The organism is Aquimarina sp. (genome assembly GCF_977115655.1).
In genome coordinates this window covers 26,840-40,121 of the sequence record NZ_CDSBKO010000011.1, presented here as the reverse complement: position 1 = coordinate 40,121, position 13,282 = coordinate 26,840, and the positions used below count along the sequence as shown (strand labels likewise).

General features: G+C 32.3%; 11 protein-coding genes. 8 read left to right on the top strand and 3 right to left on the bottom strand.

The genetic code is table 11. From position 1 onward, the window contains the following. The first annotated feature begins 161 nt into the window (after nucleotides 1-161). A complete protein-coding gene (locus ACZIYX_RS06610; RefSeq protein ID WP_462681420.1) occupies nucleotides 162-509 on the top strand; it encodes a DUF1801 domain-containing protein in 348 nt (115 codons plus the stop codon). Nucleotides 510-515: 6 nt separating this feature from the next. Here the strand turns inward: ACZIYX_RS06610 and ACZIYX_RS06605 are convergent, their stop codons facing one another. After that, nucleotides 516-1,400 carry a hypothetical protein gene (locus tag ACZIYX_RS06605; protein WP_462681419.1) on the bottom strand — a complete coding sequence of 295 codons (885 nt, stop codon included), beginning with the start codon at nucleotides 1,398-1,400 and terminating at the stop codon, nucleotides 516-518. A gap of 9 nt (nucleotides 1,401-1,409) precedes the next feature. After that, the gene (gene kdsA, locus ACZIYX_RS06600) at nucleotides 1,410-2,228 is read right to left on the bottom strand and encodes a 3-deoxy-8-phosphooctulonate synthase (protein ID WP_462681418.1); all 819 of its coding nucleotides are present in this window, start codon (nucleotides 2,226-2,228) and stop codon (nucleotides 1,410-1,412) included. Between the two features lie 129 nt (nucleotides 2,229-2,357). Here kdsA and ACZIYX_RS06595 point away from each other — a divergent pair, with 129 nt between their 5' ends. The 3 genes from ACZIYX_RS06595 (at nucleotide 2,358) to ACZIYX_RS06585 (ending at nucleotide 5,745) form a co-directional block, all read left to right on the top strand. Beyond that, nucleotides 2,358-2,906 (top strand): hypothetical protein, encoded by a 549-nt coding sequence (locus ACZIYX_RS06595; RefSeq protein WP_462681417.1) that lies wholly within the window; start codon nucleotides 2,358-2,360, stop codon nucleotides 2,904-2,906. A 146-nt stretch (nucleotides 2,907-3,052) separates the two neighbouring features. After that, on the top strand, nucleotides 3,053-4,852 hold the full coding sequence (gene typA, locus ACZIYX_RS06590) for a translational GTPase TypA (RefSeq protein WP_462681416.1): 1,800 nt from the start codon (nucleotides 3,053-3,055) through the stop codon (nucleotides 4,850-4,852). A 554-nt stretch (nucleotides 4,853-5,406) separates the two neighbouring features. Then, nucleotides 5,407-5,745, top strand: coding sequence for a tRNA-binding protein (locus tag ACZIYX_RS06585; protein ID WP_462681415.1), 339 nt, complete (start codon nucleotides 5,407-5,409; stop codon nucleotides 5,743-5,745). Between the two features lie 43 nt (nucleotides 5,746-5,788). Here ACZIYX_RS06585 and ACZIYX_RS06580 read toward each other — a convergent pair whose 3' ends face one another. Next, nucleotides 5,789-6,472, bottom strand: coding sequence for a cell division ATP-binding protein FtsE (locus ACZIYX_RS06580; RefSeq protein ID WP_462681414.1), 684 nt, complete (start codon nucleotides 6,470-6,472; stop codon nucleotides 5,789-5,791). Nucleotides 6,473-7,036: 564 nt separating this feature from the next. Between ACZIYX_RS06580 and ACZIYX_RS06575 the strand changes: the two genes are divergently transcribed. The 4 genes from ACZIYX_RS06575 (at nucleotide 7,037) to ACZIYX_RS06560 (ending at nucleotide 13,167) form a co-directional block, all read left to right on the top strand. Beyond that, nucleotides 7,037-10,051, top strand: a complete 3,015-nt coding sequence (locus tag ACZIYX_RS06575; RefSeq protein ID WP_462681413.1) for a tetratricopeptide repeat protein — start codon at nucleotides 7,037-7,039, stop codon at nucleotides 10,049-10,051. 28 nt (nucleotides 10,052-10,079) lie between these two features. Then, entirely contained in the window at nucleotides 10,080-11,849 is a 1,770-nt protein-coding gene (locus ACZIYX_RS06570; protein WP_462681412.1) for a TonB-dependent receptor, read from the top strand. 65 nt (nucleotides 11,850-11,914) lie between these two features. Continuing rightward, nucleotides 11,915-12,727 (top strand): M23 family metallopeptidase, encoded by an 813-nt coding sequence (locus ACZIYX_RS06565; protein WP_462681411.1) that lies wholly within the window; start codon nucleotides 11,915-11,917, stop codon nucleotides 12,725-12,727. Between the two features lie 146 nt (nucleotides 12,728-12,873). Further along, nucleotides 12,874-13,167, top strand: coding sequence for a hypothetical protein (locus ACZIYX_RS06560; RefSeq protein WP_462681410.1), 294 nt, complete (start codon nucleotides 12,874-12,876; stop codon nucleotides 13,165-13,167). Nucleotides 13,168-13,282 lie beyond the last annotated feature (115 nt).

Below are 13,282 nucleotides of genomic sequence, written 5' to 3'. Positions count from 1 at the left end.
AAAAAATATCCATCCTAACCTTCCTTCAAAGAAAGGAGTAAAAGTCTCCCTTTGAAGGGGAATTTAGAGGGATGTTAATGGTAAATCTAAAAATTAAATAAAACATGTAAGATGACAAAGCAGGAATAAATATCTTGGGACATTATTAATTATATATGCTTATGAATCCTGCCGAAGAATATATTCTTAAACAACCAGAACCTTTTAGGGCAATGTTGTTGCATCTGCAAGTAATTATAGAAACAACAGTTACCTCTGTAGAATTAAAATACAAATATAAAATACCATTTTATTATATAGGTAATCGACCTTTTTGTTACCTAAATAAAACTAAAAAATATGTAGATGTTGGTTTTTTGCAAGCAAATAAAATCAATATCCATCCCGATCATTTAATTGCCGATGGCAGAAAAATTGTAAAATCACTTCGATACCATAAACCCGAAGATGTTCAGGATTTGGTACTTGTTGATATTCTCAAAGAAATTAAAGCCCTGTACTCTGTATAAATAAGTTTAAAAAACTTTAAAAATCCCCCCAAAAGTGATGTTTTGTTGCGAGAAAAAGAAATGTTGCTTGGCTTTATCTGCACTATCTCCTGTTGTTCGTATATCAGGAAGGTTTATAAATCCAGCTTTGAGTTCAGTTTGAATAAAAAAGTATTTAAAAAACGTTATATTAATACCTCCTTTGATCGATACACCGTATCCGGCAAGATGAAATTCATCATGCCTTTCTTTTCCCAGAATTTTAGCATTTGTTTTAGGGATAAGTACCCCTGCACCAACACCTTCGGTTAGATTAATCTGTATTTTATCAGGGTTTAATCCAATATAATCCCCTAAATTATCTACACGTGCAACTTCTAAATTAATAAAATTTAAACCATCTGTATGTTCAAAAGAAACAAACTCTTCAGATAAAATAGTATCTGTATTATTGTACACACCATTAAAAGAAGTAACACCTTCGTTTTGTGAAGTAAGATTGATATCTCCGGATACTTTTGCGGTTTGAAACTGAGTTACCACATATTTCATGTGATCCAATCCTATAGAAGCATTCCAGTTATCATGAAAATAATACCCCAATCTTGCATTGGTTTGCGGTATAGTCATATTGCCTGGGTTTAAGTATTTGTCATACCCTACAGGTTTGGCGACTTTATCTTTTGCTCTTGCATTTTGAACTGTAAAATCGTAATTATCTCCATAAAAATGGATGTCCGAACTACTGTATTGAGAAACATTCCAACCCCAATAAAAATAAATTTTCCCTTTGTTTTTAGTTTTTTCCTTGGTTTTACCTATAGAATCAGACTCAGTATTATCTTGTTGCGCTATTGTTTTGTATTTTCCTGCTATTAATAAAAGGAAAATTAAAATGGTACTTTTTTTCAACACAAAAAATTAAAGGTTAATTACAGTTTGTCTAATTGCTACCAGATTACTTAATAGTTTTTCAAGATAGTCCAGGTGCAGCATATTTGCGCCATCACTTTTGGCATTAGCAGGATCAAAATGTGTTTCTATAAATAAACCATCTACACCAGTAACGATACCAGCACGAGCTATAGTTTCAATCATATCCGGTCTGCCACCGGTTACTCCACTAGATTGATTTGGTTGTTGTAAAGAGTGTGTTACATCCAGAATAGTAGTTGCATATTGTTTCATTGTAGGAATCCCTCTAAAGTCGACAATCATGTCCTGATAACCAAACATAGTACCACGATCTGTTATCATAGCATTATTGTTACCACTGTCTTTTACTTTTTTTACAGCATGTTGCATTGCCTCAGGACTCATAAATTGTCCTTTTTTAAGGTTTATTGTTTTGCCTGTTTTTGCTGCGGCAACTACAAGATCTGTTTGGCGTACTAAAAATGCAGGAATTTGTAAAATATCCACATACTCAGCAGCAAGTGCGGCATCTTCATTTTCATGAATATCCGTAACTGTTGGTATTTCAAAAGTTTCTCCAACTTTACGTAATATTTTTAAAGCCTTTTCATTACCAATTCCTGTAAAACTATCAATACGACTACGATTAGCTTTCTTAAAAGATCCCTTAAAAACATAAGGTATTTTAAGATTAGAGGTAATAGTAACTACTTTTTCTGCGATACGTAATGCCATTTCTTCTCCTTCGATAGCACAAGGCCCTGCTAAAAGAAAAAAATTGTTTGCATCAAGATTTTTGAGGTTTTTTATTTCAGAAAGATCCATACGGGTTTTTTAATGGGGCAAATATATACCATATTAAGGATTCAAAAGAAAGAATTAATAGTAAAAGTACGTTAAATTTGGTACGAAACTTGATAAATTTCCTTTTTTTGGAATACTCATACTTTATAGATGAAAAAAATACTTCTTATTATTTTAATGATTAATGTGTTTAATACTTATGCACAGACTAATGTAAATACAATTAGCACAAAAAATATGTTTACAGCAAATGTAATAATGCCTGGAATACATTATGAAATAGGATTAACCTCAAAAACTTCAATAAAACTAGGCCTGACTACGGGGTTTTCTTGGGTTTATAGTAGTGCTAATGGGTCAGAATATGGGGTTTTTCCTTCTTTTGAAGGAGCGTATCGCTATTATTACAATTTTGAAAGAAGAAAACGTAAAGGGAAACGAACGGATAATAACTCTGGAAATTATATAGCAATATCTTCTTATGTAACTTCTGGAGACCCTTTAATTGGGGATTTGGAATCTAGATTAGATTATAACGGAGTAGTAGGTCCTGTATGGGGGGTGCAGAGAACCTATAAATCAAAACTTAATTGGAATCTGGCGCTAGGTATGGGGTATGGCTTTAATGAGGAGAATACTTATATATCACCAATAGTTAATTTTTCTATAGGTTGGGTATTTGGAAAAGACAGCAATTAAGTGGTAATTAAATTGAAAATGAATATTTTAACGGTGTTTATGCAGGTTTGATATTATGAAAATGTGAAGCTTTTTTAATAATTAAATTTTAGTATACAACCTGTCAAAATATAACTTACCTTTGCAGCCTTAAAAATGAGGCGTTTATGACAGCTATAAAAAATATTGCGATAATTGCTCACGTAGATCACGGTAAAACTACGTTGGTAGATAAAATTATGTACCATTGCCAATTATTTCGTGAAAATGAAAACACAGGCGATTTAATTTTGGATAACAATGACCTGGAGCGAGAAAGAGGTATTACGATTACTTCAAAAAACGTTTCGGTTATTTATAAAGGAACAAAAATCAATATTATTGATACTCCTGGTCACGCTGATTTTGGTGGCGAAGTAGAGCGTGTATTAAATATGGCAGATGGAGTGCTACTTTTGGTAGATGCATTTGAAGGGCCAATGCCACAAACCCGTTTTGTTTTGCAAAAAGCAATTAACCTTGGGTTAAAACCTTGTGTGGTAGTAAATAAAGTAGATAAAGAAAACTGTACTCCAGAGGAGGTTCATGAAAAAGTGTTTGATTTAATGTTTGAATTAGGCGCAGAAGAGTGGCAGTTAGATTTTCCAACAGTATATGGTTCTGCCAAAAATAACTGGATGAGCGATGACTGGAGAAACGAGACAGATAATATAGAACCTTTATTAGATATGGTGATTGCGCATATACCAGCACCAAAAATAGAAGAAGGTACACCACAAATGTTAATTACTTCCTTAGATTTTTCTTCTTTTACAGGACGTATCGCTATCGGACGCTTACAAAGAGGGACTTTGGTAGAAGGAATGCAGGTTTCTTTGGTGAAACGGGACGGGTCTATAAAAAAATCAAGAATAAAAGAACTACATACTTTCGAAGGTTTAGGAAGAATGAAAGTAGAAAAAGTAGAAGCAGGAGATATCTGTGCTTTGGTAGGATTAGAAGGTTTTGAAATAGGGGATACTGTTGCAGATATAGAAAACCCGGAAGGATTAAAAACCATTGCTATTGATGAGCCAACAATGAGTATGTTGTTTACAATTAATGATTCTCCTTTCTTTGGTAAAGATGGAAAATTTGTAACATCCAGACATATTAAAGAAAGACTGGCAAAAGAACTGGAGAAAAACCTAGCACTTAGAGTTAATAGTACAGATAGTGCAGATAAGTTTATCGTATTTGGTAGAGGAGTACTACATTTATCTGTCCTAATCGAAACCATGCGCCGTGAAGGATACGAATTACAAATTGGACAACCACAAGTAATTATCAAAGAAATAGATGGTGTTAAGTGTGAGCCAATTGAAGAATTAACCATTGATTTACCAGAAAATGTATCTGGTAAAGCAGTAGAAATGGTAACCTTGCGTAAAGGGGAAATGCTTAGTATGGAAGCTAAAGGAGATCGTATGGTTTGCCAATTTATGATCCCATCCAGAGGTATTATAGGTTTAAGAAATCAATTACTAACTGCTACAGCAGGTGAGGCTATTATGGCACACCGTTTTAAAGAGTATCAGCCGCTTAAAGGAAATATTCCTGGACGTATTAATGGTTCTTTAGTTTCTATGGAAAAAGGATCGGCGATACCATATTCTATCGATAAATTACAAGACAGAGGAAAATTCTTTGTAGATCCGGGAGAGGATATCTATGAAGGACAGGTTATCGGAGAAAATTCTCGTGGAGATGATATGACGGTAAATATTACCAAAACAAAAAAATTATCAAACGTACGTTCTTCTGGAGCAGATGATAAAGCTAAAATTATACCAGCAATTAAGTTTTCATTAGAAGAAGCTTTAGAATATATTCAAAAAGATGAGTATGTAGAGGTAACTCCAAATCATTTAAGATTAAGAAAAGTATTTCTTACCGAAGTAGAACGAAAAAGAAATAAGATCGTATAAAACTTTTTGTATTACATTAATAAATAACCCCAGAGAATATTTTTCTTCGGGGTTATTATTTTTTATAAATAACCGAAGTCTTAAAAATAAGTATTGTAGAGGTATGGTCAAGCTTATTAAAATAAAAATCCCGAGGCTAGCTCAGGATTTTTCGTCGAAATTTTGGGGTATGCGATTGGGGTATTCAATATTTTTGGGTAAAAGTATTTTTATAATTAGAAATCTTTTTCAAAAGTAAGAATATTTTTAGACGAAAACTAATAAAAAGCAATAAATTATCGGTAAAAAACCATTTACTTCGACAAAATACGTAAAAAACTTTGTTTTGTTGAGGGGTTTGCTTTATTCTTTTATGGTATTTCTATTTTCAACTTACCTTAAGCCTGAATAATGTAATAGATTTTTTTGTACAAGTTGGGTTTAAAATAGTTTCTGTATTTTTATTTCTGTAATAAATGGGTATTAGTACCCAGAAACTGGCTCTCAGGTTTTCTTTGAGGTTACTAGTTGCTTTATGTAGGCATTCGTGCCAAAATAAATTTTAAATAAAAACAATGGAAAAAAGTTTGCAGTGGTCAGAATTTATGAAAGTAGATATACGGGTTGGTACTATACTAAATGTCGAAGTTTTTGAAGAAGCACGAAACCCGGCATATAAAATGATTATTGATTTTGGAGAGTTGGGACATAAAAAAACTTCAGCACAAATAACAAAGCTGTACGATTTAAAAAGACTTATAGGTAAACAAGTCGTGGCAGTGGTAAATTTTCCGCCAAAACAAATAGCAAACATAATGAGTGAATGCTTGGTGTTGGGGGCAGTAGGCGAAAATAAAGAGGTAACATTGCTTACCCCGGATGTAAAAGTCAAAAATGGATTAAGAATAGGGTAACTGTTGGCATTACAGGCTTGTTCTCAAATTACATGTTTATTTTTTACCCTTTTCTTTGTACTACTTCAAAAACTTTATTGCCATCACATTTTAAAGTTTTTGAAGGATACTTAAGCAATAAGGCATAATCATGAGTTGCCATAAGTATAGTGTTGCCATTTTTATTGATGTCTCTAAGCACTTCCATAACTTCAACTGAAGTTTGCGGGTCCAGATTTCCTGTAGGCTCATCTGCTAGTATTAATTCGGGATCGTTAAGCAATGCTCTGGCAATAGCAATACGTTGTTGTTCTCCTCCGGATAATTGATAAGGAAATTTAAGACCTTTAGATTTCATGCCCACTTTATCTAATACATCATTGATCTTGCTATCCATTCCTTTTTCATCTGTCCAACCTGTCGCTTTAAGAACAAATAAAAGGTTGTTTTTGACCGTTCTGTCGTTTAAGAGTTTAAAATCTTGAAAAACAATCCCCAGTTTTCTTCGTAAAAAAGGAATCTGACTTTCCTTAAGTGTAGGCAGATCAAAATCTACAATGCTGCCCTCTCCCTTTAATAAAGGAATATCGCCATACAGAGTTTTCATAAAACTACTTTTTCCGGTTCCGGTTTTACCAATAAGATATACAAAATCGCCTTTGTTTACCTCAACATTGACATCAGAAAGAATAAGACTTTCACGTTGATAGATAGAAGCATTTTTAAGGGTTAATACCGTATTGGACATAGTTTTTATTCTGAATTAATAGTATTTGGTAAATGTAAAAAGTTTTTGGTTAAAAAAAATAAGGTAAAAGCAATAGTTTTGGTTTGTATAAACAAATAATACCATTTTAACTTTGAAATAGCACTAATAAATTATTTCTTTTTCATCTATTCTTTGTTAAAAAAATATAACAGTAACTACAGCTATGCTTGATGCCAGATCAAGTCTGGCACAAGCTTTTTGCCTTGAATACTTAAAAAATAAATTCAATTTCTATACGCACTATTTCAAAGTTAAAATGGTATAACAAGGATTTATTAAAAATATTTTAAAATTTTAATATTCATAAAGAATTCATAATTATGAATGATCTATATAATTAACTTTATGATCTTTCGTTATTAAATTGAAGATTAGGGTATCTTTAACACAAAATTTATTCGCGGGAAACGATATTTACTTTAAATTAAAATAAAGATTGGTTAAACCAATAAATAAGGCTGCCAGGAAGCATTTTTGATACAATTTCAAATTTTCTTTTTTATGTTTTATGTATTGTTTTACAGGGTCTTACAACATATTCTTATGAGACACATCATTTCGATGCTTTTTGTAATTGTTTTGTGTGCACAAGTATCTGCACAGCAATCTGCAATATATACTAATGAGTTGGTACTGTATAATCAGGCGTTAGAATTATATAATAACAAACAATTTTTGGCAGCACAAAATCTTTTTGATAAAGTAAAAAACACTTCAAATGATGAAAATATAGATGCAGATTGCACCTATTATATAGCTAATTGTGCCGTATGGCTAAATCAAAAAGATGCAGATCAGCTCTTAGAGAATTTTGTAGTGCAATATCCAACCAGCATAAAACGTAATGCAGCATATCTGGACGCAGCAACGTATTATTTTGATAACGGTAAATACGCCTATGCACGTAAATGGTATGATAAAGTAGATATAAGTAATTTAAGCCGAAACGAAAAAGAAAAATATAACTTCAACAATGGATACGCATATTTTAAAATTCAACGATTTAATGAAGCTAAGAAATTTTTAAATCAGGTAGAAGATTCTCCAGAGTATAGTGCCAAAGCAAAATATTATTTAGGATTTATAGCCTATGAAGGAGATAATTATCAAGAAGCAGATAAGTTATTTGATGAAGTAAAGGATCTGGACCAATACAATAAAAACTTATCCTATTTTCAAAGCGATATGAATTTTAAATCCGGTAATTTTCAGGAAGCTATAAACGAAGGATTGACGCAATTACCAAACTCTAAACCCTCAGAGAAATCAGAGCTAAATAAAATCATAGGAGAAAGCTATTTTAATCTTGGAAAATACGACAAAGCAATCCCGTACTTAAAAGAGTATAAAGGTCGAAAAGGAAAGTGGAACAATACAGACTATTACTTACTTGGGTATGCATATTATAAACAAGGGGATTATCAAAATGCCATTTCAGAGTTTAATAAAATTGTAGGGGGCAACAATGCTACTGCCCAAAATGCATACTACCACCTGGCAGAATCCTATCTTAAAACAGATCAAAAACAACAAGCCTTGCATGCTTTTAAAAATGCTTCAGAAATGGATTATGAAGCTGAAATTAAGGAAGATGCTACCTATAATTACGCAAAATTAAGTTATGAAATAGGCAATTCATATCAAAGTGCACCAAAAGTATTGCTTCAATATCTGGATCAATATCCAAATACAGAATTTGAAGAAGAAATTAAAGAATTGCTAATAAGCTCCTATATAACTTCCAAGAACTATAAAGAAGCTATGGATCTGCTAGAAGGAAGCAGGAATTTTGCAGATAAAGAAGTGTATCAAAAAGTAGCCTTTTACCGGGGAATTGAGTTGTATAATGAAATGCAATACGAAGAGGCAATATCTTATTTTGATAAATCTTTAAAAGAACAGGTAAATCCTAAATTTACAGCCAAAGCAATTTATTGGAAAGCAGAAAGTGAGTATTTACTAAATAATTTTGAAGACGCTCTAATTGGTTTTAAACAATTTTATGAAAGTCAGGAATCTTCTATAACTGCAGAGTTTGAAAACATAGATTATAATCTGGGATATACCTATTTTAAATTAAAACAATACCCACAGGCAGCCAAACATTTTGAAACCTACTCTAAAAAAGAAAATATAGAGGATGCCAGAAAATCAGATACCTACCTAAGATTAGGGGATAGCCATTTTATATCGAGTAAATACTGGCCAGCAATGGAAGCCTATAATCTGGCGATCAAACAAAATGGAGCAGATGCAGATTATGCACATTATCAAAAAGCAATTAGTTATGGTTTCGTAAATAAACAGGACAAAAAGATAGAAGATTTAGAAATGTTTTTAAAAACATATACGAGATCTGCATATAGAGATGATGCCATGTTCTCTTTGGGAGACGTATATGTGTCAGAAAATAAAACAGAAAAAGGGATAGAATCTTACGATCGTTTAATTAGGGATATGCCCAGAAGTTCTTATGTGCCAAAAGCATTGCTAAAACAAGGTTTGGTTTATTATAATGCTAATAATGGCGATAAAGCACTATCAAAATTTAAGAAAGTAGTTGCAGAATATCCGGGTACAGACGAGGCAATCCAGGCAGTAAATACCGCAAGATTGATTTATGTAGATCTGGGAAGAACAGACGAGTATGCATCCTGGGTAAAAGGACTAAGCTTTATAGATGTTACCGATGCTGATCTGGATAATACCTCTTTTGAAGCAGCAGAAAAACAATTTTTGGAAAATAAAGAAAGTGCCGCAATTAATGGTTTTGAAAAATATTTAAGTGAATTTCCTAACGGGTTACATGTACTAAAAAGCCATTTTTATGCAGCACAATTATATTTTAAAAAAGGGGATAAAGATGCGGCAACACCACATTATGAATATGTATTGCAACAAGATCGAACCGAATTTACCGAGCAAACATTGGCAAGATTATCTCAAATATATCTGGAAAACCGTAATTACCAAAAAGCAATCCCGGTATTAGAGCGCTTAGAAACCGATGCAGACTATCCTCAAAATATAATTTTTGCACAATCCAATTTGATGAAATCCTATTACCAACTAGTAAATTATCAAAAAACGATAGAATATGCAGATAAAGTTTTGGAGAACCCTAAAATCCAAAAAGATGTAAAAAGTGATGCCAAGATTTTTACCGCAAGAGCCGCTTTTAAAACCTTAGATATGCAACGTGCCAAAAAAGCGTATGCAGAAGTGCAAAAAATAGCAACAGGAGAGTTGGCAGCAGAAGCATTGTATTATGATGCATATTTTAAAAATCAAGATGGAGATTATAAAGTATCTAATGAAACCGTACAAAAGTTGTCTAAAAATTTTCCGGGGTATCGATTATATGGTTCTAAAGGATTGGTATTAATGGCAAAAAACTTTTACGGACTTAAAGATGCATATCAGGCAACCTACATTTTAGAGAGTGTAATTAAAAACTTTACCGATTATCCAGATGTAGTTTTGGAAGCAGAAATAGAACTTAAAGCTATTAAAGCCCAAGAAGCAAAAACAAATTCATCTATCCAAACCGAGCAATAGTAATTCGATACCAAACAAGCTATATTATATGTTTATATACTTTAAAAAGATTAAACTTTTTTCTTCAAATAAATTTCAAAAATCTATAATAGCATTCTTATGCACAGGTTTAGTATGTACTGTTGCGATAGCGCAAGAAAAAGAAACCCTGGATACAGAACGGGTAGTTATTGTTAAGACATATACACCAACAATTAGCGATGCATTCAAAATAAAATCAACCCCGGTTGAAAACGATTCTGTAACGCAACAAAAAAAACAAATACGATATAGTATTTTCTCGGTTCCGGTAGCATCTACATATACACCAGAAAAAGGGAAGGCTGCAAATATTGACAGACCCAAACCAATAGAAATTTATGATAACTATGCTACATTAGGATTTGGTAACTATACATCTGTTCTTGCAGAGTTTTATAGTAATTTTCAAGTAAACCGATCTGATAATGTAGGGGTTTATTTACATCACAACTCCTCTCAGGGAGGTATAAAAGACGTAAAATTAGACGACAAGTTTTATAATACTTTTCTGGATCTTAATTACACCTCCAGAACCAGAGATTATACATACGGGATAGAAGCAGGAGCAGAACACCAACTATATAATTGGTATGGCTTACCCAAAAATCCTGTTTTAACTCAGGGGCAAATAGATGCAATAGATCCACAACAAAGTTATTTTGGAGCAAAATTAGGAGGAAAACTTCAGTTTGATGATCTTTATTTTAAGAATGCATCTTTAAATTACCGGTTTTTTGGGGATGCTTTTAGTTCTAGAGAGCATCATTTAATAGCAAAACCTACTTTTGAATTTGAGATGGGGGATAATTTAATTACAACCAATTTTATAGTAGATTACCTTAAAGGAAGATTTGAAAGAAGTCTCGATTTAGGGCTCCAAACCCCAAATCAATATGGGTATTTGAATTTAGGAATTAATCCTGGTCTTATTATACTAAGAGATAATCTAACTCTTAATTTAGGGGCAATACTATATTATGGTGTAGATGAAAATGAAAAGAATGATTTGTTTATTTACCCAAAAATTACAGCTTCGTATAGATTGTTGGACGAAACGGTTATTGCTTACGGAGGTATCGAAGGAGCATTAAAACAAAATACCTATAGAGATGCAGTGCAAAATAACCCTTTTGTATCTCCAACATTAGCTATATCACCAACCAGCACGCTGTATGATGCTTATATAGGATTAAAAGGAAAAGTATCAGATGTGGTAAGTTATAATGTTAGAGGGAGTTATGTTTCAGAAGATAAAAAACCTTTGTTCGTTAATAACACCAGATCTGTTCTGGGATTGGAAGGATATGATTATGGAAACTCGTTTGCATACCGGTACGATGATGTAAATACTATAAAAGGATATGGAGAATTAAATTTTGAAATCAGTAAAAAGTTTAAATTAGGAGTTTCCGGAGAGTATTTTAACTATAGTTTAGAAAAGGAACAAGAAGCCTGGAACTTGCCAGAAACCAAAGCTTCCGTTTTTATGGATTATCAAATTAATACCCAATGGTTTGCCGGGGCACAGTTGTTTTATGTAGGAGAACGAAAAGATATAAATAACGAGCTTTTTATACTACCTTCAATTTCTGAAACAGCCCTTACATTAGATTCTTATTTGGATGCCAATGTAAATCTTGGATATCGTTTAAATGATCAACTCTCCTTTTTTATAAAGGGAAATAACCTGTTAGGTGAAAATTATGAACGTTGGGTTAATTTTCCGGTTCAGGGCATACAAGTATTAGGAGGTGTTACCTATAAGTTTGATTATTAGTGTTTTTGTGATTTTATTAGTAGCCAATCATATATTTTTTGTAACTATGAAATAAAATCATAGATATGAAGAGCAGCATACTTCTTATTGTCATGTTATTTTCGTGTAGCATATTTTCTCAGGACAACTTTAAACTTTATTATGAAGAAACACAAACAGGATATACAATATTTGCAGATAATGGGGAGTTTAGTCCCGTTTCTGCAAAAATAAATTTCAGGTTAGAAAACCTAACTTCCAGCAACGGTAACGATAAGGTTTTTGTGGTTCCGGCAAAAACAGAAAGGTATATCATTACAAACCTAAATGTAGGAGATAGAAAGAAACGCATAAAATTTGGTTACGAATCGACCTATAACCATGGGGATCATAATCAAAAAAAGTACGATACTAATTTTAAATATTACTTGCCTTTTCAAAAAGGAGCCGAATATTGGTTATCACAAGGATATAACGGTTCTGTTTCGCATCAAAATGAAAATGCTTTAGATTTTAAAATGCCAATTGGCACCAAAATATACGCAGCAAGAGGTGGAGTAGTTGTAGATGTAGAAGAAAGCTTTAATAAAAGTTGTACTACAGGGGATTGTGCTAAGTATAATAATTTTATTTTGGTATATCATACCGATGGAACCTTTGCAGAATATACGCATATTAAAAAAAACGGAGCAGAAGTAAAGATAGGAGACGAGGTAAAAATAGGACAGTTTATAGGATATAGCGGAGATGTAGGTTGGGCTACAGGACCGCATTTGCATTTTATAGTGTTTTTTCAAAGATTAAAAACCAGAGAAACCTTAAAAACAAAGTTTTTGGTCGACACCGGAAAAAAAGCAATTTCGCTAATAGAAAAAGAAAAATATCTTCGGGATTACTAATTCTTATACATGGTTAAATGGGTATTATACCCCTGTTTTCAGTATATAGTTTTCATGGTTTACTGTGTTTTGCAGACATACAAAGCCCTATATCTTGCACAGTATTAAGAAACACTTATTATAATCATTTTTAATACTATATACAGATGAAAAAAATTAATATATCTACCTATGTCACTACATTTATTTTACTTTTTGTTTTAGCGGTAATATGCAGTTTGATTGGATATGCCAATGATAAAGGAACACTTGTTTTTACTCCAACCACAGAATTTTTGATGAAATTACATTCGATGTTTAAGTTTCCGGCAGATATTACAGGATACTCTGGATTTACAAAAAACATATATGGCATCGTAGCAGGTATAACCCTTAGTGTATTGCTATACTCTTTTGCATTTGAGCGTTTTATTTTTTGTCTAAAAAGTTTGAAGAAATAGATTAGTTCAAAGATAAATACTACACTTTTTTAGAAGCAACCGTTTTATTAACAGGAAAAAAATAAAATAGATGTAATATTATTTTCATAGTTATTTGTGGCAAAGTATTTGTGGT

Bases quoted from the DNA above. Each gene is read 5' to 3' on its own strand.
- ACZIYX_RS06610 (WP_462681420.1), top strand. From the start codon at position 162: ATGAATCCTGCCGAAGAATATATTCTTAAACAACCAGAACCTTTTAGG.
- kdsA (WP_462681418.1), bottom strand. From the start codon at position 2,228: ATGGATCTTTCTGAAATAAAAAACCTCAAAAATCTTGATGCAAACAAT.
- ACZIYX_RS06595 (WP_462681417.1), top strand. From the start codon at position 2,358: ATGAAAAAAATACTTCTTATTATTTTAATGATTAATGTGTTTAATACT.
- typA (WP_462681416.1), top strand. From the start codon at position 3,053: ATGACAGCTATAAAAAATATTGCGATAATTGCTCACGTAGATCACGGT.
- ACZIYX_RS06585 (WP_462681415.1), top strand. From the start codon at position 5,407: ATGGAAAAAAGTTTGCAGTGGTCAGAATTTATGAAAGTAGATATACGG.
- ACZIYX_RS06580 (WP_462681414.1), bottom strand. From the start codon at position 6,472: ATGTCCAATACGGTATTAACCCTTAAAAATGCTTCTATCTATCAACGT.
- ACZIYX_RS06575 (WP_462681413.1), top strand. From the start codon at position 7,037: ATGAGACACATCATTTCGATGCTTTTTGTAATTGTTTTGTGTGCACAA.
- ACZIYX_RS06570 (WP_462681412.1), top strand. From the start codon at position 10,080: ATGTTTATATACTTTAAAAAGATTAAACTTTTTTCTTCAAATAAATTT.
- ACZIYX_RS06565 (WP_462681411.1), top strand. From the start codon at position 11,915: ATGAAGAGCAGCATACTTCTTATTGTCATGTTATTTTCGTGTAGCATA.
- ACZIYX_RS06560 (WP_462681410.1), top strand. From the start codon at position 12,874: ATGAAAAAAATTAATATATCTACCTATGTCACTACATTTATTTTACTT.